This is a genomic window from Shewanella sp. SM32 (assembly GCF_025654235.1).
Classification (GTDB): Bacteria; Pseudomonadota; Gammaproteobacteria; order Enterobacterales; family Shewanellaceae; genus Shewanella; species Shewanella oncorhynchi.
Genome location: NZ_JAKKRO010000028.1, coordinates 22,729 through 44,345, shown reverse-complemented (window position 1 = coordinate 44,345; position 21,617 = coordinate 22,729). Strand labels below are relative to the sequence as shown.

Sequence of the window (21,617 nt, the reverse complement as noted above, 5' to 3'; positions counted from 1 at the left end):
ACCAAGTCTTAAAATCGAGTCTTACCGCTAACGGATTGAGTGACAGGCTAGGCGCAAACCACTCTTCCTGCACTAGAAACAATATCGGGGCCGTTCAAAGAAGGGCCCCGATAGTCATTTACTTCATGTTAGCCAGTAACATTTGGTTCATCAGCTTGATAAAGGCCGATGGGTCCGCAAGGCTACCTTTTTCAGATAATTGCGCCTGTTGCAGCAGCAGATTTGACCAATCCGCGAAGGCGGCTTCATCTTGAAGATCATTTAAGCGCGATACTAATGGGTGCGCTGGGTTGATCTCAAATGTCGGCTTCACTTCTGGCACAGGTTGACCCGCAGCTTGCATCAGCTTAATCATCTGAGTCGACATTTCGCCTTCACCCGCCACCACACAGGCTGGGGTGTCAGTTAAGCGTGACGTAACTTTCACATCCGCAACGGTTGAGCCTAATGCCGCTTTAATGCGTTCAACTAAAGCTACCGATTCTTGCTCAAGCTTTTCTTGCGCTTCTTTTTCAGATGCATCTTCCAGCTCGCCAAGTTCTAAATCACCACTGGTCACTGAGTGCAGTTGTTTCTCTTTGTACTCAGTTAAGTGGTTGATTAGCCACTCGTCGATACGCTCTGACATCAGTAAGACTTCAATGCCTTTCTTACGTAACAACTCTAAATGTGGGCTGTTAGCAGCTGCTTCATGGCTGTCGGCAACAATGTAATAAATCTTAGTTTGACCTTCTTTCATGCGGCTGATGTAGTCATCGAGTGACACAGTCGGCGCAGCACTGCCCGTGTGGGTAGAGGCAAAACGCAATAAGCCAGCAATACGCTCACGGTTGGCGAAATCTTCCGCAGGCCCTTCTTTCAGCACTTGCCCAAATTCAGCCCAGAACTGTTGATATTTTTCCGCATCGTCTTTCGCCAGTTTTTCCAGCATGCCAAGCACACGTTTGGTGATACCAGTACGCATCGCTTTGGTCACGTGGTTATCCTGCAGAATTTCGCGGGATACGTTCAGCGGCAGATCGTTTGAGTCAATTAAGCCCTGCACGAAGCGCAGATAAGATGGCATAAATTGCTCAGCGTCATCCATGATGAACACACGTTGCACAAACAGTTTTAGGCCGTGTTTACGGTCGCGATTCCACATATCCCAAGGCGCTTTTGCAGGAATATACAATAGGTTAGTGTATTCTTGCTTACCTTCTACCCGATTATGACTCCACAGTAGTGCGTCTGTGTAATCGTGGGAAATGTGTTTGTAAAACTCTTGATACTCTTCGTCACTGATATCAGCTTTATTGCGCATCCACAAAGCCGTGGCTTTGTTCATGACTTTCCATTGACCTTCGGTCGCAGGAATTTTTTCGCCATCAGGACCATCACGCTCTGGCGAGCCTTCTTGCCACATTTCAACTGGCACAGAGATATGATCTGAGTATTTAGTGATGATCGAACGCAGGCGCCAATCATCGGCAAATTCTTTTTCTTCATCACGCAGGTGCAGCGTAATTTCAGTACCACGGCTCGCCTTAGTGATGGTATCAACGGTGAAGTTACCCTCGCCTTCTGATTCCCACAATACGGCTTCATCGGCCTTATGACCGGCAGCACGGGTGCGAACGGTGACTTTTTTCGCCACGATAAAAGCCGAATAGAAACCAACACCGAACTGACCGATTAACTGTGAATCCTTTGAGGATTCGCCCGATAGATTCTTAAAGAAATCAGCGGTGCCTGATTTTGCGATTGTGCCTAAATGCTCAATCACGCCATCGCGGGTCATACCCACACCGTTGTCTTCGATGGTCACAGTGCCTTTTTCTTTATCGGCACTGATACGGACTCGCAGTTCACCGTCGCCTTCATACAGAGCGTCATTGGTCAACGCCAGATAACGCAGCTTGTCCGCCGCATCCGCAGCGTTGGAGACCAGTTCACGCAAGAAAATTTCTTTGTTGGAATACAAAGAATGGATCATCAAATGCAACAGCTGTTTGACTTCTGTTTGAAAACCATGAGTTTCTTGTTGTGACATGAAATTTTCCTTTATTTGTTACGCAATTTGGTAAAAGTAACGCTTAGTGTTTACTAAATGGGGCTCCAAATTTGCTTTTCAAGGGCAAGGGCTAAAACGAGGTTCGAATGGCGAAAAATAAGGCGCTTGATGAATACCAAGCGCCTATGTGAGGACTTTAGTGTACTTTCAACATCAGCCTAAGTGAGGCGTTAGTCTTCGGCTAATTCTTTTTCTAACTGTTGGGCGATGGCTTCGGGCGATCCGCTGTTGCGGGCAAAGAGTCCATAAGCGGCTGGGATCACGAAGATAGTGAATAGGGTTGCCAGTAAAATCCCAGACAACACCACTACACCAATCACAAAACGAGTTTCAGCACCCGCGCCTACCGCCAACACCAATGGCACGGCACCAGCGGCAGTGGTGATCCCTGTCATTAAGATAGGTCGTAACCGCTGCGCTGACGCTTGGATAATGGCCTTATCAAAATCAACGCCTTTATCCCGTAATTGGTTAGCAAACTCGACAATCAAGATGCCATTTTTCGCGGCTAACCCGACCAGCATAATAATGCCTATCTGACTGTAAATATTAAGACTCTGCCCCGTAAGCCACAAACCAATTAAGGCGCCGACGGTAGCCAGCGGCACAGTAAGCATGATCACCACAGGGTGGATATAACTCTCAAACTGCGCCGCGAGCACGAGGAATACAATCCCCAGTGCGAGGATGAATACGAAGTACATAGAGCTACCCGACTCTTGATAATCGAGGGATTGGCCCTTGTAGCTAATCACCGCTTCCGCTGGTAAATAGGTACGCGCCAATTGATTCATATAATCAAGGGCTTCACCTAGACTATAACCATCTTCCAAACTGGCTTCTATGGTGATCGCGCGCATACGGTTGTAACGGTTCAGCGAACTGGCGTCGGCAAACTCCTCCACAGTCACTAAGTTAGACAGCGGAATAAGCTCCTGACTGCGCTCGGAACGAACATAGATATTTTGCAGATCCGCCGCCGTATTTTGATTATCGCGCTCGCCTTCAACGATCACATCGTATTCTTCACCGTCACGCATAAACGTCGTCACTAAGCGTGAGCCCAGCATGGATTCCAACGTACGGCCAATGTTTGAAATCGACACTCCAAGGCTCGCGGCTCTGTCTCTGTCGATGACGACTCGAAGTTGAGGCTTAGTCTCTTTATAATCGTGATCTAATCCTAATAATTTGGGATTCTGTGCCGCCTTTTGCATCATGATATCGCGCCAGCGGGCAAGCTCTTCGTAGCTAGGTCCACCAATCACAAATTGCACAGGTTTACCTACGCCGCGACCAAAGGCTTGGCGCATTACAGGGAACGCTTGCACCCCGGCGAGATTAGCAAGACGTTTATTAATGTCGACGATAACTTCCTTTACTGGACGACGTTTGCCCCAGTCTTCCAGTACTATGATTGCCATACCGTTAGAGAAATCCGCCGCGCGGCCAAAGCCACGGGGGGCACGAATGAGCAGACGTTTGATATCACCCGTTTCGACCAATGGCATCAAGCGGTTTTCCACTTCATTCATATAGGATTCTATGTATTCGTAACTCGCGCCCTGTGGCCCGTTGACCATCAAGAATAACGAACCACGGTCTTCCTGTGGCGCAAATTCTTGCGGTACTTTTTGGACTAAATAGACACTAGAACCTAATGCGACTAACACCAGAATCGACACTAATATCGGGTGAGCCATGGCGGATTTTAAGGACAATTGATACCGGTTTGACACTTTTGTCATTATGCCGTCGACCTTACGTACCAACCAAGAATCCTGCGAGCTCGGCTTAAGCAACTTAGAGCACATCATGGGCGTGAGTGTGAGCGCCACTAGGCTAGAGAACAGCACGGCCGCACTCATGGTCACGGCAAACTCTTTAAAGAGTTTACCTAAATCACCCTCAAGGAAAGTGATTGGCATAAATACCGCGACCAACACGAGTGTGGTCGCGATAACAGCAAAAGCCACTTCACGCGCACCGAGAAAAGCAGCTTTGAGCGGTGAGTCCCCTTCTTCGATACGTCTATGAATGTTTTCCAGCATCACAATCGCATCATCCACCACCATACCGATGGCGAGGATCATCGCCAATAAGGTCAAGAGGTTAATGGTATAACCTAGTGCATACAGCACAATAAAGGTGCCGAGCAGAGACACTGGCACAGTGATCGCGGGGATCAACATAGCGCGCACACTGCCAAGGAACAGATAAATCACGATAATCACTAAAATCATCGCAGTGAACAGGGTTTGATACACTTCTTTAATCGAGGCTTCGATAAACACTGAGCTATCGTAACTGCGTTTAATCGACATGCCCGCTGGCAAGGTCGGGTTGATTTTGTCAACCAGCGCGTTCACTGCGCGCGCCACTTCTAACGTATTGGCGGTTGACTGTTTAGACACGCCTAAACCTATCATTGCCTCTTTGTTGCCACGGAACATAATCCGCTCTTCATCAGAGCCAATTTCCACCCGCGCGACATCGCTCAGTTTGACTAAATAACCGTCTTCCCCTTGGGTGATCACTAAGTTTGCGAAATCTTCGGCAGTGCGATAACCCCGCTCCAGTCGCACTGTAAAGTGCCGCTCCTTCGACTCTATCGAACCTGCAGGTAACTCGACGTTCTCAGCTCTGAGCGCGGCCTCAACATCGGCAACCGTTAAACTGCGAGAAGCCAAGGCTTGTCTGTCAAGCCAAACGCGCATGGCGTAAACCTTACCACCACCAATACGCATCCGCGCCACACCATCGACCACCGAAAAGCGGTCCGACAAATAACGGTTGGTGTAATCGGTCAATTCTAGGGTCGTCATTTGATCCGACACGAGATTGAGCCACATGATCACTTCATCACTGCCATTGGCCTTTTGTACTTCTGGGGGATCAGCTTCATCGGGTAAATTGTCGAGTAAACCTGAGATCCTGTCGCGCACATCGTTAGCTGCATCTTCAATATTACGACTAATATCAAACTCTAAGGTAACCGATGAGCGGCCATCACTGCTCGATGAACTCACGTGACGAATGCCTTCGACGCCACTGATCCTGTCTTCAATCAATTGGGTAATGCGGCTTTCCACCACGGCAGCACTGGCACCGCGGTAATTCGTGTCGATAGATACCACTGACGGATCTATGTTTGGGTATTCGCGCAGGGGTAATTTATCAAAGGAGACAAGCCCGAAAGCGACCAGCAGCAAGCTGATCACTGAGGCAAATACGGGACGTTTGACCGAGAGATCAGTAAGGATCATACACTTGGCTCCGCGTTCGTATCAGTAAGATAACTAAACTTTTCCGCGAACTCAGTTTGCACTTTATCCCCAGGATGAACTTTCAGTAAGCCGCGGATCACCACATTTTCGCCCAAGGCTAAACCGTCTAAGATCTCCACCCAGCCACGGGTGCGAATACCAATAGTGACTTGTTTACGTTCAATCACCTTGTCAGCATTGACGCTATAAACATAATGGCTGTTTTGGATCGGGATAATGGCAGATTCAGGCAACATCAAGGCCTCGCGGCTACGCTTGATGAGTTTGACCTTCATCAACATGCCCGGTAATAAACGCAGCTCAGGATTGGGAATTTCGGCGCGAACAATCACTGTGCGCGTGGTTGGATTCACACGGCTATCAATCGATGTCACCACACCTTTGAAAGTCACATCAGGGAAAGCGACCGCTTTGGCTTCCACCTTTTTACCTGGCTCTAAATCTTGAATAAAGCGCTCTGGCACTGAAAAATCGAGCTTAATGGTAGAAATATCATCCAATGTCGTAATCACAGTGCCGGGTGACACTAAGCTGCCCACACTGATTTGACGTAAACCTAAACGGCCATTAAAAGGCGCCAGAATACTGCGATCATTGAGTGATGATTGTGCCTGTTCGAGCTCGGCACGGGTGGTATCAATAAGGGTTTGTAATCTATCGCGTTCTAACTCGGCCACAGTGCGGCTAGTCACCAACGAACTGATCCGAGCTAATTCACGTTGATTATCACTGACTTTGACTTGCGCGGCTTTAACCTTAGCGATCTGCTCAGCATTTTGCAGTTGGACTAATAACTCGCCCTTTTTAACGATATCGCCGTCGTCAAATTTAAGCGCTATCACCATGTCGGTAACTTTAGGCGTTATCGTTACAGATTCTGTGGCTTTATTGCTACCAATAGCTTCAACTTCATCGCGAATGGGCGCCATAGCGGCAGTGGCAATCACCACATTAGGTATGAGTTTAATCTGGGCTGCAGCAATCTCTTGCGGTTGCATGGCTTGGTATCCAAACCATGCCGCGGCCAATATGGCGATTATTAGAATAATTTTTTTCATCGGGCTTCCAAGGAATGACTCGCATTAATGACGGCTAGTTTACTCACTCACATCATCGCATCAATACGTTTTACTTTTTCTTACAAATTACGCTGATAGCGCAAAATATGTATGATTAAGTGTCTTTGGCGATATCAATGGTTGAGTTGCCAGAATGCAGTACGATAACAAGGTTGTTAAGTGATTAATTTTACTTATTGCCACTAAATCAACATTTATCACTAAAACCATTTGAAAAAGATTGGTATATAGATAATTAAATCCTGAAACACAGATCGCCTAGATAATCGACAATCCCCTGCTTAAAACTCAAATCGCAGCCAATAAAAAAGGGCGATAATTCGCCCTTTTCTAGTCAACTGCTGAAATTAACGTATTTGACGTTCTTCTTTCATCAGGTTTGACAGTGACTGGTACACATTGCTAACCACTTCATCGCTTAATGGCTGATCTTCGTTATCGCGAAGGAAGATTTTCGTTTCTTCTGGAGTATCACCATCTTCAAGCAGTAAACGGTAGCTACCTTCTTTCAGTGCTAACTTATCTTCGCCCCACAATGAACTCCAGAAACCAGAGTTATCGTCAAACTTGATAAAGTACAATCCTTTAGCACTATCCATATCGGCAATTTCAAAGCCCATTTCTGGTAGCACTATGCGTAGACGATCCCACACTTGCTTGTAAGAGGCTTTAGCAGACCAGTAAGCTTTACCTTCTTCAGGCGTCACGAGATCAACATTAATACCTAAGGTTTGCTTCAAACGATTCGATTGGATCGCTTGGTCGCGCTTAACGCTGATATACGCAATGGCGCTGTTCAGCATATCAATAGTGTATCTTTGCTTATCTTCACCGCTTAATAAAACTTGTTGCGCTTTATCGTCGTAGAACTCTTCGTGTTCAACTAAGTGAATAACGATATTTGCAGTACGACCATGTGGACGCGTTTCCACGTCAAAACGATAGCGTTGGCGCAACAGATAAACTTTATCCGAGCCCCACATGCTCGATTCAATCACTTCACGGCTTTCAATCCAATCGGTTTCTATGTTGCCTTTGTCAAAATCACGGCTACGAACAGCAATACCTTTTTGAGCAAAGAAACCATCTAAGTTTGTGAAGATTTCTTGTTTCAAATCCACAGCATTGTCGATGGATTCAACCACGATTTTAATGTTGTCACTGCCCTCTTCTACATGAGTACCCTCCGCCATTGGCAGTACTTGCAGTGGCGGACGGATATCTAAGTTTTTGCCATACAGCGAAGCATTCACTTTAGAACCCAGTGCTGGTACATCGAATTCTTTATTGTAGGGTGGCGTTTTTAATCCCGCGGGGATCTTAAGCAAAGGTGCTTGCTCGGCCTGAACATAGTCGTCGTTACCGTTCGCTTGGCGGCGATCAAGTGGCGAACTACAGGCTGCAACAGCAGCAACTAAGATCAGTGGAGTGACTTTCTTTAACATTAATTATTTAACCTCTATCTGGGCACGAGTCATTGCTTCTATCAACAGACCATGACATTGCTCAGAAAGTTCAGTCAAAGGTAAACGAATATGGCCACATTTAATCAAACCCATACGATGGGCAGCCCATTTTACTGGGATAGGGTTGGCTTCACAAAACAGTGTGCTATACAAACCGCGCAGCGGGGTATCTATGCTCTGAGCCAACTCGGCATTGCCAGCGAGCGCCGCATCACACATAGCTTTAAAAGCCTTTGGTACTATGTTGTTAGCCACAGAAATTACGCCATTTCCACCTAAGAGTAAAAACTCTCTGGCAGTGGCATCATCACCGCTATACAAGAGGAAATCGTCGCCGCACAGTTCGCGCAGACGTTTTACACGGGATAAGTCACCTGTCGCCTCTTTTACACCAATAATGTTGCTCACGCTAACAAGCTCGGCAACAGTTTCTGGCAGCATATCAACGGCAGTACGGCCTGGAACATTATAAAGAATTTGTGGAATATCTGTGCTAGCGGCCACGGCTTTATAATGCGCAATCAATCCCTTAGGCGTTGGCTTATTATAATATGGCGTTACACCAAGCATAGCGGCAACACCCACCTTAGATAAGGACTTGGTGAGCTCAACGGCTTCAGATGTGGCATTGGCGCCATTGCCACCAATGACAGGAACACGTCCCGCAGCAAATTTAACGGTTTGTGAAACGACCGCTACATGCTCAGGCATAGGCAGAGTCGCTGACTCGCCAGTAGTACCAACGGCCACAATGGCATCTGTGCCTTGGTCAATATGGAATTCGACTAACCTTTCAAGACTTGCAAAATCTACTGAGCCATCACTGTTCATTGGCGTGATTAAGGCTACGATGCTTCCGTTTATCATCTGACTTTCCCCAAGATTTCAGGATTCGCTATGGTACTGATGCCAACCACTAATGACAAGCATTAACGGGGCTCTCAAATTGAATTAGTTATGGTAGCATTACATCCCGCACAAAAACTCAGCTTCAACCCTGAGTTTTCGCTCTATGATATCGAAAAAGTGAGGAAAATTCATGACCAATTTCCTGGTCGTAACAGCGATGGGTCTCGACCGTCCTGGACTTGTAAGTAAACTAGCTCGACTTGCCAGTGACTGTGACTGCGATATCGTCGACAGCCGTATGGCATTATTTGGTAACGAATTTACCCTGATCATGATGTTGTCTGGCTCGTGGGCATCAATAACGAAAATTGAAAGTATGTTCCCCAGTCTCAGCGTTGAGTTAGAACTGCTGACGGTGATGAAACGCACCTCTAAACACACACCACAAAACTACCTTTCTCGCCTCGAAGTACGCTTCACGGGTAAGGACCAACGCGGCACCATTAAACGTATTACCCAGTTCCTTGCTGACAGGTCATTAGATCTTGCCGCAGTACGTTCATTTTCTGAGGAACTCCCCGGTGGTGAACAAACGCAAAATGTGTCGCTAACCATTAATATTCCTGAAAAAGTTGAACTAGAAAAGCTCGAACAGAGTATCTATCAGCTCGCCCAAGATATGACCTTAGATTGTACTATTCGTCGTATGGAAGGCACTGCCATCTTAGAGGACAGAGGATAATAGATGAATACCTTAACGGCTGGGGCAAAAGCGCCTCACTTTACACTGCAAGATCAACATGGTAACTCAGTATCGCTGGCAGACAGCCTTAAGCAAGGCCCTGTTTTAGTGTATTTTTACCCGAAAGCATCAACGCCGGGTTGCACAGTTCAAGCCTGTGGTCTACGTGACAGTAAAGCCGAGCTCGATAGTCATAATGTCACTGTATTTGGCATTAGCCCAGATCCTGTGGCTAAACTGGCTAAATTTGCAGAGAAACAAGCACTCAACTTCACTTTGCTGAGCGATGAAGACCACAGTGTCGCCGACGCTTTTGGGGTCTGGGGTGAAAAGAAATTCATGGGAAAAACCTATGATGGCATCCACAGATTAAGCTTCCTTATCAATACCGACGGCACCATCGCCCACGTATTCGATAAGTTTAAAACCAAAGATCACCATGAAGTCGTACTCGCGCAAATCGCGGGTTAATGACTAATATGACGACGAATACAAGGCTTCAAGCTGCTGCTTTAATCGGCACAAAAGTGTAAACGTTGTCAGTTGATCTTGGTAGCCTGAATAAATAAACGGCAATCGATAACGAAAAGGTCCTGAAATCAGGACCTTTTTCATGAAAAATTTTCACTTTCATATCACAAGATGCAGTCAAACCGAGCGAAAAAACCGCAAAAGCATTCAGCTATGCCCGTATTCTATGGCATCACAACGTCGGTTTATCCTGCCACATAGGGCCAAATAATCGCAGCGGCAATGCTCCACATGGTTAACCAAATAAAACGGTCAAGGTAACGCCATGCCGCTGGGCGAGTAAAAATTGGCGCTAACAAACGCGCACCAAAACTTAAGCCAAAAAACCAAATAAATGATGCCAGTACGGCACCCGCGCCAAACCAAGGCCGATCGAAATCATCAAATTGAGTGCTAATGCTGCCGAGCAACACCACAGTATCAAGATACAAATGCGGATTAAGTAAACTGATCCCAAGCGTCGTCAGTACGGCTTTCTTAAATGTGTCCGCATTATCGGCCTGATCCATCTCAATGCCCTTAGCCACAAACGACGCCTTTAGCGCATTCGCACCATACCAAAGTAGAAACGCGGCGCCACCGAAACTCGCCACATGCTTAATAGTGGGAAACGACTCAATAATATGTCCTAGCCCCGCGACACCCGCAGTGATCATCAGCGCATCAATGATAGAGCAGAGCAAGGCAATCGGTAATGTGTACGAGCGCTTAATGCCTTGCTTGAGCACAAAGGCATTTTGTGCGCCCACAGCAATAATCAAACTCCCACCAATCCCCATACCCTGTATAAATGCCGCTTGCATAACCACCTCTCATGTTCAAAGAAGGCGCTAGCATAGTCAAAACAACAAAATTAATATAACTAATGTTTTTTATGTATCATAAGTAAAATTAATAACCGTCCAAACACACTCATTTGAGGATGACTATGCTGGAATACGCGAATCTCAAAGCGCTCGCCGTTGTAGTCTCGGAAGGCGGCTTCGACCGCGCCGCCAAAGTGCTGCACATCACCCAGTCGGCGGTATCACAGCGCATTCGACAACTTGAAGAAAAAGTCGGTCAGTCACTGCTTATTCGCTCCAATCCTGTGGTCGCAACGCCCACAGGTAAGCGCCTGTTGCGCCACTATTCACAGGTACAATTACTCGAGAGTGAATTAAGAGCCGAGATGGACGCCAACGATCCCAACCATCCAACCACAGTGCGCATCGCTGTGAATGCCGACAGTTTGGCCACGTGGTTTTTACCTGCGCTAGCAGGCATGTTCAGTCGCCACGCTTGGTTATTGGAATTAATTGTCGATGATGAGTCTTACACCCATCATCTATTGAAAAATGGTGAAGCGGTCGGATGTGTCACCACAACCGAAGTGCCGATGGCGGGTTGCAGCAGTGAGTTTTTAGGCACCATGGAATACCTATGTGTGGCCACGCCCGAATTTGCCGCACGCTATTTTAGCGATCTGAGCGATACTCAGTCATTTAGCGGAACCTTACCATTTAGTAACACCTCGTCATTCAACACCATCAACCAAGCTCAGTTAGCAAAGGCGCCAGCAGTAGTGTTCTCCACCAAAGATAAGCTTCACGAGAAGTTTCTCGCCCAGTATTTCAATATGACGCCAGGGCAATGGTGGCAACATACGATCCCCTCCTCAGAAAGCTTTTTAGAAGCGATTAACTTGAGTTTAGGTTATGGACTCGTTGGGCATTTACAAGCTAAACCATTAATCGATAAAGGGATACTGATTGAGATCACCCCAGAACGGCGCATGCGCGTGCCGCTGTTTTGGCAGCATTGGAATATCAAAGCGAAGCAAACGACACTGGTTTACCGTGCCCTTGCGGCAACAGCGCAGCATAATTTGCTGCAGGCATAAAAAATCGGGCTCAAACCAAAGTTTGAGCCCGATGTTAAAAGCCTTCAATCTAATATCAAGTGAGTCTTAAAGACTCAGATTTAACATTTAAGAGTTAAGAGTTAACTCACTCTTTATTAGCTTGCTCTTAACGCAGCAATACGTTTCTCTAATGGAGGATGACTCATCATCATTTCTGCCATTGAACGTTTGCCGTTAATACCGAAGGCTGACATTTGTGCAGGCATTGCCGTACTTTCAGGGCCTTGGCGTAAACGCTCAAGCGCAGCAATCATCTTACCTTTACCCGCTAAACGTGCCGCACCTTCATCGGCTTTGTACTCACGAATACGTGAGAAGTAAGCGACGATAATTGAAGCCAAGATACCGAATAGCATATCCAGTACGAAAACAACGGCCATGTAAGCGAACATACCTAAACCTTCGCCTTCTTCATCATTACTCGACACGAAGTTGTTGATAATACCAGCAACCACGCGGGCCGCGAAGATCACGAATGTGTTAACCACACCTTGGATCAGTGTCAAGGTCACCATGTCACCGTTAGCAACGTGGCTCACTTCGTGGGCTAATACGCCTTCAATTTCATCTTGGCTCATGCCATATAACAGACCCGTACTCACAGCCACTAATGAATTGTCTTTACTTGGACCAGTAGCGAACGCATTCATGTCAGGCGATTGATAAATCGCCACTTCTGGCATTTTAATCCCCGCTTGCTTAGCTTGACGGGCAACCGTCTCCACTAACCAACGTTCGGTACTGTCACGTGGGGTGGTGATGACTTCACAACCCATGGTCTTTTTCGCCATCCATTTTGAAATGGCTAAGCTGATAAAGGCCCCACCGAATCCAAAAATGGCAGCGAACACCAGCAGTCCACCCATAGTAGACGTGTTCACGCCTAGAATAGACATCACAATTGAGGCTACTAGCAACACAGCTAGGTTAGTCGCAATCAATAGAAATATACGCTTCATTTCAGCTCCTTTAGGGCAAGAATAGGCCATTTAACTTTGTTCAAAGACATAATATGTCCAAATCATCGAAATTCAAGTGGTAAAAGAAAAGAGTTTTTAAAATAGGTTATCTTTCTCGTATATAGACACTGCCTTTCATGGCCGAGAGTCTAGGGACAGTATATTAATCGAAACTTAAACTTATGCCCAAGCAACCTCAAGAGACGAGTTTCATCGCGTTCTGAGAGCTTTAATTCAAGGCGCATCAATCACTGACTTTTGCATTGATGCAATACAGAAGTAGAATGCCCCGAACGCTCTATCTTGGTGGGGATCACTATCTTGAAAAACACCGCCGCTAGTCGTGCTAGAGCGCAATTCTGCTTTAACTCTCTATGTTTATCGGAATTAATCTTTGTTAACATACCAATACACTCCGAGATTTCAGGATACAAAATGACAATCAACGCCCTACTACTGAGCAGCTCTCGTGTCGGTGATACGCCTTATCTTGCCCACGCGCTCCCTTTTATTAAACCGCTCACCGCCAACGCACAAAAATGGATTTTTATCCCCTATGCAGGGGTTAGCATGAGTTATGACACTTATTTAGCGTCTGTCGTGACTGGGCTAGCTGAGCTTGAACTCGATATTAGTGGTATTCATCAGCATCCAGACCCTAAACAAGCAATAAAAGATGCCGATGGAATTTTAATCGGTGGGGGTAACACCTTTCACCTGTTACACCAACTATATCATTATGATCTGGTCGCGCTTATTCGTGAGCAAGTCGCCCTTGGTAAACCTTATATCGGCTGGAGCGCGGGTTCAAACGTATCGGGACTGAGTATTCGCACCACTAATGATATGCCGATCATCGAACCGCCTTCGTTCAACGCATTAAACTTAGTGCCGTTCCAGCTCAATCCACACTATTCCAATTACCAAGCACCGGGCCACAATGGTGAAACCCGTGCCCAACGGTTATTAGAATTCACTAAAGTCGACCCATTAACCCCAGTGATCGGCATAGTTGAAGGCTCAGCTTTGTGGCGACAAGGAGACACACTATCACTCTTAGGTGACAAACCTGCGTATTTATTCTGTGGTGAGCAGCAAGAGATCCTAATTCCTGTGGGCAGTGACCTATCGCACTTACTCAAGTCCTAATATCCACGTTAGCATATCTAAATGGGCTCACAGTTAACACCGTGAGCCCTAATCACTCATTAGCAACAATTAAGATTAACCATTTGATATTGTAAGTTTTTAATTAACACTCTCGATTCAACTGCGCCAATTTTGTGTAAAAACGCCACTGAATTCAATGAGAACAGTGTTAACTCAGCCAAGACAGTTTTTACTGCAGTACCAATTGCGATTACTTATCGTAAAATCACACCGCAAAGTATTGAGAACGGCACCTAAAATAGCGCCAAGCATAATTTATGTTACAAATATCTAGCTACGCAGGTAAAATTATCCCTCACCTCAGCTACTCGAATCCCACGACTGAGGATTTTATAGCAGACAAGTTATTAATATTTAGGGATTAGATAGACTGAAGCATATATTGTGCCTATGAATCAGCGTCATTTTAGTAAGGAGTTTCCATTTTGCGAATGAATCTTATGATGAATTACCCTACCGGTTATCCGGCATTACTCAAAAAACTACCTTTTGTCATCTTGACCGCCATCGTCTATGTCGTCGGCATAAGCAACGTCAATGCCGCAGCGGCAGAGACAACACCAACGCCTGCACCAGAGAAGAAATCTAAAAAATTCTCCCAAGACACAGTCATTGAACTCGCTCAACAACTGTCGCAAAAGCCATTTAAAGAAGCGAAAAAAGCACCTAAAGAACTGGTTGATCTCGATTTCGCGACCTATGGCAAAATCAATTACCAAGAAAATGCCGCGATTTGGGGCGGAACACCGACCAAATTTTCGGTACAACTTTTTGCTCCAGGCTTTCTCTATAAAAACCTTGTCGATATCGACGTGGTCGAAAACAGCAAAGCTATTCCAATTGAGCTAACAGAAGCTTCATTCGATGTCCCTAACGACACCATTGAAAAACTCATCACCCAAGTGGGCCAATACGCGGGTGTGCGTTTACATTACCCTATCAATGATGATGAAATAAAAGATGAATTCATCATGTTTCAAGGTGCGAGCTATTTTCGCGTGCTCTCTAAAGGGCAAACCTATGGCTTGTCTAATCGTGGTTTAGCGATTGATGTCGCTCAGCCAAAAGGTGAAGAATATCCCCTGTTTAAGCGTTTCTGGGTCGAGCGCCCATCTAAATATCAGACGGCAATTGTGGTTCATGCTCTGCTAGATAGCCAAAGTGTCACTGGCGCCTATCGTTTTGGTATTTATCCCGGTGCACCATCACGTGTCGAAGTGGATGTAACCTTATTCCCACGCAAAGATATCCAGCATGTGGGTCTTGCACCGCTGACCTCTATGTTCCTCTTCGGCGGACTCGATAACTCAGATAAACCCGATTACCGCCCACAAGTACATAACTCCGACGGCCTACAAATTGATCGCGGTAATGGCGAACGCCTATGGCGCCCATTAAATAATCCTAACAAACTGCAGATCAGTGCTTTTGGCGATGAAGATATAAAGGGATTTGGTCTTATACAACGCCATCGTAAATTTGAAGACTATCAAGATCTGAGTGCAAACTATCAACTTCGACCTTCTGCATGGATTGAACCCCTCAATGATTGGGGCAAAGGCCAACTGGTGTTGCTTGAAATTCCCTCTAATGCTGAAACCAACGACAACATAGTTGCCTATTGGGAGCCGCAAGGCGGACTGAAAAAGGATCAGCCCTATAAATACTCCTATCGCATAACAGCCTCAAACGACAGCCCTTCTACGGCGTCAAAAGCACGTGTAGTCCGCAGTACTAAGGGGCAAGTGTTAGCAAAAGGCAAAGAATTACTTATCGATTTCAGTAACATCAAGCCGCAAGATATTGATAATATTATCATCGATGCCAGCATCAGCAAAGGTAAAATCCTGTCGTCTCGGATTGTCGCCCACCCAGACATCAATGGCGCTCGAGTATTTATCAGCTTCGAACCAGAAAGTACCAATGTAGCCGAACTGAGAATACAGCTTAAGAAAGACGATAAACCACTTGCAGCGACTTGGCTGTACCGCTGGAATAGCGATGATTGGCAATAAGCTGATATTCACGAGTATCACTGTCTAACAAGCATAAACTGACCGAGTAAATGAATAAAAGCGCCAGTTTTTACTGGCGCTTTTTTATACCTAGGATTTTATTTATAGGCTTACTATTTATAGGTTTTATCTCTAGCATAAATAGAACAAGCCAAGGCTAAAAACTCACGACCTGCTTTTCAGCAAACATAATCCCATACCTTATCGCCCGACTTCTCTGCCAACATAACTACAGGCTTAATTCAAATGACACTATCAGCTTAAAACGTAGCACTATTGTGTGATTTTAGGGTTATTAGCCTCTCCTGATGTGCGTCGCCGCAAGGACCTCTGCGAACTAAAGTAAGCAGTACGTTAAGTGTGTCAGTCAAGTTTGACCTTAAACCCCTCACGAAGAATGCCGACTAAAAGTAGAAATCTAAATGCAAAAAAGCCTCGATATAAATATCGAGGCTTTTTCTTTTTTGGTACCCGAGGCCAGACTTGAACTGGCACGCTGTTACCAGCGAGGGATTTTAAATCCCTTGTGTCTACCGATTCCACCACTCGGGCAAACGCTGAATATTAATGACGGGAATCATGTCAAAAATATTATTAACTCTAAATAATTAACGCTTTACACTAATAAATCTATTTAATAAAGCCTATTGAAGATTCTGACTTTATTTTTACCATCACTATCAAAATAATGGTACCCGAGGCCAGACTTGAACTGGCACGCTGTTACCAGCGAGGGATTTTAAATCCCTTGTGTCTACCGATTCCACCACTCGGGCAAACTCTTGATATTAACGACGGGAATCGTGTCATTAATACTTTAATCTATGGAGGCGCGACCCGGAGTCGAACCGAGATCGACGGATTTGCAATCCGCAGCATAGCCATTCTGCCATCGCGCCATAGTTGCTAACTCATGTCGATAGAATTAGACTTTAAAAATATTGGAGCGACATATCGGGTTCGAACCGATGACCTATACCTTGGCAAGGTATCGCTCTACCAACTGAGCTAATGTCGCATCTTATTTTGCTATTAACTTAGATAAACAAAGCATTTCACTTTATTATCTAGCTAATATCAAACATCAATATAGGGTAACGTTAAGACTTTGTTTGCACATTGCCTCTTGTCTACGGGGTGGCATTCTACCGATTTACCACCCAGTGTCAACCGCTGTTTTATCGATAACTTACTGCTTGCACACTAAATAATCTCTTTGATTTTTTATTGCACTATTCAGCAGTAAGATCTTTCCAAGCGGCTAAAATGTAACTCATCATTGACCAAAACGTTAATACAGCGGCGATATATAACAGTACAAATGCGGCATTAGTCATTAAAGGATTGTATTGCCAAATCAGACCAATAATTGCCACCATTTGCGCAGCCGTCTTATATTTACCAATCCAAGACACGGCGACAGTACCACGTTTACCAATTTCAGCCATCCATTCCCTCAACGCTGAAATGACAATCTCACGACCTATCATAAACAGGGCGGGCAATGTCAGCCAGATATTCGCGTATTGATCGACCAACAAAACTAAAGCTGTAATCACCATCAATTTATCAGCGACTGGGTCAAGAAAAGCGCCAAAACGAGTTAATTGTTTCAATTTACGGGCAGCATAACCATCTAATGCATCCGTTAACGCCGCGAGCCAAAAGGTAAATGCGGCAACAAAAGGGGTCCAGTCATAGGGTAAATAAAACAGCACCACAAAAATGGGCAGTAAAAAAAGCCTGAAAAGAGTTAATGCTATAGGTAAGTTAAACGGCATGATCAAACCAGTTAGTCAAAAGCAGCGCCAATCTTGCCTTAATTTTATCACCCTCGCAATGCATCATGAATGGTTTGTGCCATTTCTATGCTGATCCCTGGTACTTTGACTAATTCCGCCACACTTGCCCCTTTCACTTCCTGTAAGCCTCCTAAATGCTGTAACAAAGCTTTACGACGTTTAGGACCAATACCAGGGATAGATTCCAGTGTTGAAGTATTACGGGTTTTCTGGCGACGGTTACGGTGGCCAGTGATTGCAAATCGATGGGATTCATCACGAATATGTTGGATAAGGTGCAGTGCTGGCGAATCCCCTTCGAGGGAAAAGCTAGTTTCGGTATCCCCTAAGATCAAGGTTTCAAGCCCAGGTTTACGGCCCTCACCTTTCGCCACCCCAATAAGCTGCGGCGCTTTATCCAAATGAACAAACTTTTCATCTACTATCTTTTGGGCAATACGCAACTGCCCTAGTCCACCATCAATAAACAGAATGTCAGGGATTTTGCCGCCCGCTTCAATTTTATCGAAACGTCGGCTCACCGCTTGCTTCATCGCCGCATAATCATCACCCGGCGTAATACCGTCAATATTATAACGACGATACTCGCCTTTATGCGGTCCTTCTCGATTAAACACCACACAGGAGGCAACGGTGCTCTCCCCCATGGTATGACTGATATCGAAACATTCCATCCGCTGGATAGGCCCACTCAACTCTAAGATTTCTTCGAGTAACACAAAACGCTGTTCGACGGTGTTCTTATGGGACAGGCGCGTAACCACTGCATTCGTCGCATTAGTCACGGCTAAACGTAAGAAGCTCGCCCTGTCGGCGCGAACATTGGTCTTAATCGAAAACTTTTTATCTAGCGCCTCTGAAATCGCCGCTTCAAGTTCATGTAATTCTTCAAAATTATGGCTAATCACCACTTCTTTTGGAATAGTGCGTTGAATATCTGCATTTAAATAAAACTGTAGGATAAAGGAGCGTAGCACCTCATCCATATCAGTTTGGGCTGGCACTGAAGGATAATAACTACGACTGCCAAAAATTTTACCTTCGCGGATAAATAGCAGGTGGAAACAGGCGATGCCTGACGCATAATGCACCCCAATAACATCCATATCGCCTTTATTATTAGAGACTTCCTGTTGCTCGGCAACTTTACGCAGCGCCATGATCTGATCGCGAAATCGTGCAGCCTGTTCATAGGCTTGCTGCTCGGCCGCAAGTTCCATTTTATCAACCAAGGCGCTGATCACTTGCTGATCTTTCCCCTTTAAAAACAGGCTGGCTAATTTCACTTGCTCATCGTAATCAGCGTTACTGACTTTGCCCACGCAGGGCGCGCTACAGCGAGACAGTTGATATTGCAAACAAGGGCGTGAGCGCGATTTGTAGTAAAGATCGTCACATTGACGAATAGGAAACAGCTTCTGCATCAAATGCAGGCTTTCACGCACAGCACCGCCATTGGGATAAGGACCAAAATAGTGGCCTTTTTCCCGCTGCGGACCGCGATGATAGGCAAGCCTTGGGTGCTCATGCTGGCTTAATAAGATGTAAGGGTAAGATTTGTCATCACGCAACAACACATTGTATTTTGGCATGTATTGCTTGATGTAATCATTCTCAAGCAACAGAGCATCTGTTTCACTGTGGGTCAGCGTCACATCAATATGGTGAATATGTGAAACTAAGGCTTGGGTCTTAACATTACCGAGGTTTTTACGAAAATACGAGGTGAGCCGTTTTTTAAGATCTTTGGCTTTACCCACATAAATGACGTCATTCTTGACGTCATACATGCGATAAACCCCAGCGGAGGATGAAACAGTACGTAAGAAACTTTGGGCGTTAAATTCATTAGACATCATTCACACCCACAGTTTTGGAGACTTAACACAAACAACATAGGAACATATAACCCAAGAACTCGCTAGATTAAAGTCATCGACCAACGCAATCCACTTTCCATTAAAAATGGCCAGCATCCAACATCTTATAGCGAATAGCTAACCGCGTTAGTTCGACATCACCACTGATCCCCAGCTTAGCAAATAAACGATAACGGTAACTGTTAACGGTTTTAGGACTTAAGTTCAGTTGCTCAGAAATATCGTTAACCTTCTCGCCATTGGTGATCATCAACATGATCTGTAACTCGCGCTCGGACAAAGACTTAAACGGGTTTTCATCGGCGGGATTAAACTGACTCAGCGCCATCTGTTGGGCAATTTCTGGGGACAAATAACGTTGTCCGCGAGAGACCTGACGTATCGCTTGCAATACTTCCGGCGGCGTCGCTCCTTTTGTTAAATAGCCCGAAGCACCAGCCTGCATCACCTTACTTGGGAACGGATCTTCCGTGTGTACAGTTAATACAATAATTTTTGCATGGGGTTGATATCGTAAAATTTTTCGAGTGGCTTCCAATCCGCCCATCCCAGGCATATTCATATCCATTAAGATCACATCCGCTTCATTCTGGCGAGCCCACTGCACCGCAGTCTCACCATCAGGGGCTTCGCCCACGACTTTGATCCCACGTTCATCTTCCAAGATGCGGCGGATCCCAGTTCTCACAAGCTCATGATCGTCAACCAAATATATCGAAATCAACTTAACCCACCTTTTACAATTTACAGCTCGATCCGTGTGTTAAACAAAGCAACATGGCAAACGGATAACGAGTTCATAAGGCTAATTTAGCCCAACAACCCCATTTCGCAAAGCATAAATTCAACATTGTTAACTAGATGATATTTAAAGGAAGGATTCCAGAATAGCATACCAATAAAAAGCGTTTAAAAACGAAGCAATAACCCCAGAATGACCAGCCTAAAATCCCTGTTAAATCGATATCAAAGTATCCAGAAAATATAGGCAATTTTTCAGTTCAAGAAAAACAAAAGGCCATCATTACTGATAGCCTTTCACGTGAATATAGCAGAAGATATACGCTTAGAATCAGGAACCTAAGGTTTTTAAATAGCTTAAATGCAAAAAGGCGTAAGAACTGCGCTTAGAATGGAGAACCCTAGTTCAAGTTTCACACACAAAAAAGGCCATGAATAAACATGGCCTTTTTTGTAAAATATGGCGGAGGAGCAGGGATTTGAACCCTGGGTGGGCTATAAACCCACGCCGGTTTTCAAGACCGGTGCATTAAACCACTCTGCCACCCCTCCGAACGAGCGAGATAATAGCTATCTCTGTCGCCACTGTAAACTTAAATTTATGGTTAATAGCGTTGATTGACTATTTCATATTCACTTAAATCGAAAGCCGTGAACAACAAAGGGCTTAGGATGAGAAAACTGAAATGAAAATTGCACAAACAAAAAAGCCATCATTACTGATGGCCTTTTCCGTGAATATAGCGGAGGAGCTGCGCTTCAAATCAGGAACACAAGGGTTCAAACGATATGAATGCAAAATGCCGCTAATTGCTTAGCGGCATTTTGACTAAATATGGCGGAGGAGCTGAACTTAGAATGAGGAACCTTGGTTCAAATTGCACAAACAAAAAAGGCCATCATTACTGATGGCCTTTTCCGTGAATATGGCGGAGGAGCAGGGATTTGAACCCTGGGTGGGCTATAAACCCACGCCGGTTTTCAAGACCGGTGCATTAAACCACTCTGCCACCCCTCCGAACGAGCGAGATAATAGCTATCTACTACTCTGCTGTAAACCCTTAATTTAAAGAAGCAATCTACATGGTCAATCTACATCCAATCCGCTTAAAAATATCGCGTTATTCAACTTATCTTTGA

The 21,617-nt window shown here is 45.3% G+C and carries 15 protein-coding genes and 6 tRNA genes; 5 read left to right on the top strand and 16 right to left on the bottom strand.

Going from position 1 to position 21,617, the window contains the following annotated elements; all coding sequences use genetic code 11:
* Positions 1-118 precede the first annotated feature (118 nt).
* The 5 genes from htpG to dapA form a co-directional block, all read right to left on the bottom strand.
* Entirely contained in the window at positions 119-2,032 is a 1,914-nt protein-coding gene (gene htpG, locus L5M10_RS12925) for a molecular chaperone HtpG (protein ID WP_263255386.1), read from the bottom strand.
* Positions 2,033-2,223: 191 nt separating this feature from the next.
* Positions 2,224-5,319 carry an efflux RND transporter permease subunit gene (locus L5M10_RS12920; RefSeq protein WP_263255385.1) on the bottom strand — a complete coding sequence of 1,032 codons (3,096 nt, stop codon included), beginning with the start codon at positions 5,317-5,319 and terminating at the stop codon, positions 2,224-2,226.
* Positions 5,316-6,398 (bottom strand): efflux RND transporter periplasmic adaptor subunit, encoded by a 1,083-nt coding sequence (locus L5M10_RS12915; RefSeq protein WP_028759651.1) that lies wholly within the window; start codon positions 6,396-6,398, stop codon positions 5,316-5,318. The genes L5M10_RS12920 and L5M10_RS12915 overlap by 4 nt, the downstream gene beginning before the upstream one ends.
* Before the next feature lie 368 nt (positions 6,399-6,766).
* Positions 6,767-7,864 carry an outer membrane protein assembly factor BamC gene (bamC, locus tag L5M10_RS12910; protein WP_219235331.1) on the bottom strand — a complete coding sequence of 366 codons (1,098 nt, stop codon included), beginning with the start codon at positions 7,862-7,864 and terminating at the stop codon, positions 6,767-6,769.
* A 3-nt stretch (positions 7,865-7,867) separates the two neighbouring features.
* Positions 7,868-8,752, bottom strand: a complete 885-nt coding sequence (gene dapA / locus L5M10_RS12905) for a 4-hydroxy-tetrahydrodipicolinate synthase (RefSeq protein WP_263162991.1) — start codon at positions 8,750-8,752, stop codon at positions 7,868-7,870.
* 172 nt (positions 8,753-8,924) lie between these two features.
* Between dapA and L5M10_RS12900 the strand changes: the two genes are divergently transcribed.
* Positions 8,925-9,476 (top strand): glycine cleavage system protein R, encoded by a 552-nt coding sequence (locus L5M10_RS12900; protein WP_028759648.1) that lies wholly within the window; start codon positions 8,925-8,927, stop codon positions 9,474-9,476.
* A 3-nt stretch (positions 9,477-9,479) separates the two neighbouring features.
* A complete protein-coding gene (gene bcp / locus L5M10_RS12895) occupies positions 9,480-9,947 on the top strand; it encodes a thioredoxin-dependent thiol peroxidase (RefSeq protein WP_113940881.1) in 468 nt (155 codons plus the stop codon).
* Between the two features lie 245 nt (positions 9,948-10,192).
* Here bcp and L5M10_RS12890 read toward each other — a convergent pair whose 3' ends face one another.
* Positions 10,193-10,810, bottom strand: coding sequence for a LysE/ArgO family amino acid transporter (locus tag L5M10_RS12890; protein WP_113940882.1), 618 nt, complete (start codon positions 10,808-10,810; stop codon positions 10,193-10,195).
* A 125-nt stretch (positions 10,811-10,935) separates the two neighbouring features.
* Between L5M10_RS12890 and L5M10_RS12885 the strand changes: the two genes are divergently transcribed.
* The gene (locus tag L5M10_RS12885; protein WP_263255384.1) at positions 10,936-11,889 is read left to right on the top strand and encodes a LysR family transcriptional regulator ArgP; all 954 of its coding nucleotides are present in this window, start codon (positions 10,936-10,938) and stop codon (positions 11,887-11,889) included.
* A gap of 116 nt (positions 11,890-12,005) precedes the next feature.
* Here L5M10_RS12885 and htpX read toward each other — a convergent pair whose 3' ends face one another.
* A complete protein-coding gene (gene htpX, locus L5M10_RS12880) occupies positions 12,006-12,869 on the bottom strand; it encodes a protease HtpX (RefSeq protein ID WP_006082065.1) in 864 nt (287 codons plus the stop codon).
* A gap of 435 nt (positions 12,870-13,304) precedes the next feature.
* Between htpX and pepE the strand changes: the two genes are divergently transcribed.
* A complete protein-coding gene (gene pepE / locus L5M10_RS12875) occupies positions 13,305-14,018 on the top strand; it encodes a dipeptidase PepE (protein WP_028759644.1) in 714 nt (237 codons plus the stop codon).
* A 452-nt stretch (positions 14,019-14,470) separates the two neighbouring features.
* The gene (locus L5M10_RS12870; protein ID WP_411569342.1) at positions 14,471-16,054 is read left to right on the top strand and encodes a glucan biosynthesis protein G; all 1,584 of its coding nucleotides are present in this window, start codon (positions 14,471-14,473) and stop codon (positions 16,052-16,054) included.
* Between the two features lie 465 nt (positions 16,055-16,519).
* On the opposite strand, the gene L5M10_RS12865 is transcribed toward L5M10_RS12870, so the two are convergent.
* The 9 genes from L5M10_RS12865 to L5M10_RS12825 form a co-directional block, all read right to left on the bottom strand.
* Positions 16,520-16,606: transfer RNA gene (locus L5M10_RS12865), tRNA-Leu, on the bottom strand.
* 137 nt (positions 16,607-16,743) lie between these two features.
* Positions 16,744-16,830: transfer RNA gene (locus L5M10_RS12860), tRNA-Leu, on the bottom strand.
* 49 nt (positions 16,831-16,879) lie between these two features.
* A tRNA-Cys gene (locus L5M10_RS12855) sits at positions 16,880-16,953 on the bottom strand.
* 43 nt (positions 16,954-16,996) lie between these two features.
* Positions 16,997-17,072: transfer RNA gene (locus tag L5M10_RS12850), tRNA-Gly, on the bottom strand.
* A 214-nt stretch (positions 17,073-17,286) separates the two neighbouring features.
* Entirely contained in the window at positions 17,287-17,835 is a 549-nt protein-coding gene (pgsA, locus tag L5M10_RS12845; protein WP_028759642.1) for a CDP-diacylglycerol--glycerol-3-phosphate 3-phosphatidyltransferase, read from the bottom strand.
* Positions 17,836-17,882: 47 nt separating this feature from the next.
* Positions 17,883-19,712, bottom strand: coding sequence for an excinuclease ABC subunit UvrC (uvrC, locus tag L5M10_RS12840; protein WP_263181527.1), 1,830 nt, complete (start codon positions 19,710-19,712; stop codon positions 17,883-17,885).
* Between the two features lie 103 nt (positions 19,713-19,815).
* Entirely contained in the window at positions 19,816-20,460 is a 645-nt protein-coding gene (uvrY, locus tag L5M10_RS12835; RefSeq protein WP_006082070.1) for a UvrY/SirA/GacA family response regulator transcription factor, read from the bottom strand.
* Between the two features lie 478 nt (positions 20,461-20,938).
* Positions 20,939-21,029, bottom strand: a tRNA-Ser gene (locus L5M10_RS12830).
* Positions 21,030-21,404: 375 nt separating this feature from the next.
* Positions 21,405-21,495, bottom strand: a tRNA-Ser gene (locus tag L5M10_RS12825).
* Between the last annotated feature and the right edge of the window lie 122 nt (positions 21,496-21,617).

Coding starts and splice junctions, on each gene's coding strand:
- htpG (WP_263255386.1), bottom strand. CDS start 2,032: ATGTCACAACAAGAAACTCATGGTTTTCAAACAGAAGTCAAACAGCTG.
- dapA (WP_263162991.1), bottom strand. CDS start 8,752: ATGATAAACGGAAGCATCGTAGCCTTAATCACGCCAATGAACAGTGAT.
- bcp (WP_113940881.1), top strand. CDS start 9,480: ATGAATACCTTAACGGCTGGGGCAAAAGCGCCTCACTTTACACTGCAA.
- pepE (WP_028759644.1), top strand. CDS start 13,305: ATGACAATCAACGCCCTACTACTGAGCAGCTCTCGTGTCGGTGATACG.
- bamC (WP_219235331.1), bottom strand. CDS start 7,864: ATGTTAAAGAAAGTCACTCCACTGATCTTAGTTGCTGCTGTTGCAGCC.
- htpX (WP_006082065.1), bottom strand. CDS start 12,869: ATGAAGCGTATATTTCTATTGATTGCGACTAACCTAGCTGTGTTGCTA.
- uvrC (WP_263181527.1), bottom strand. CDS start 19,712: ATGTCTAATGAATTTAACGCCCAAAGTTTCTTACGTACTGTTTCATCC.
- L5M10_RS12890 (WP_113940882.1), bottom strand. CDS start 10,810: ATGCAAGCGGCATTTATACAGGGTATGGGGATTGGTGGGAGTTTGATT.
- L5M10_RS12885 (WP_263255384.1), top strand. CDS start 10,936: ATGCTGGAATACGCGAATCTCAAAGCGCTCGCCGTTGTAGTCTCGGAA.
- L5M10_RS12920 (WP_263255385.1), bottom strand. CDS start 5,319: ATGATCCTTACTGATCTCTCGGTCAAACGTCCCGTATTTGCCTCAGTG.
- L5M10_RS12870 (WP_411569342.1), top strand. CDS start 14,471: ATGAATCTTATGATGAATTACCCTACCGGTTATCCGGCATTACTCAAA.
- L5M10_RS12900 (WP_028759648.1), top strand. CDS start 8,925: ATGACCAATTTCCTGGTCGTAACAGCGATGGGTCTCGACCGTCCTGGA.
- L5M10_RS12915 (WP_028759651.1), bottom strand. CDS start 6,398: ATGAAAAAAATTATTCTAATAATCGCCATATTGGCCGCGGCATGGTTT.
- pgsA (WP_028759642.1), bottom strand. CDS start 17,835: ATGCCGTTTAACTTACCTATAGCATTAACTCTTTTCAGGCTTTTTTTA.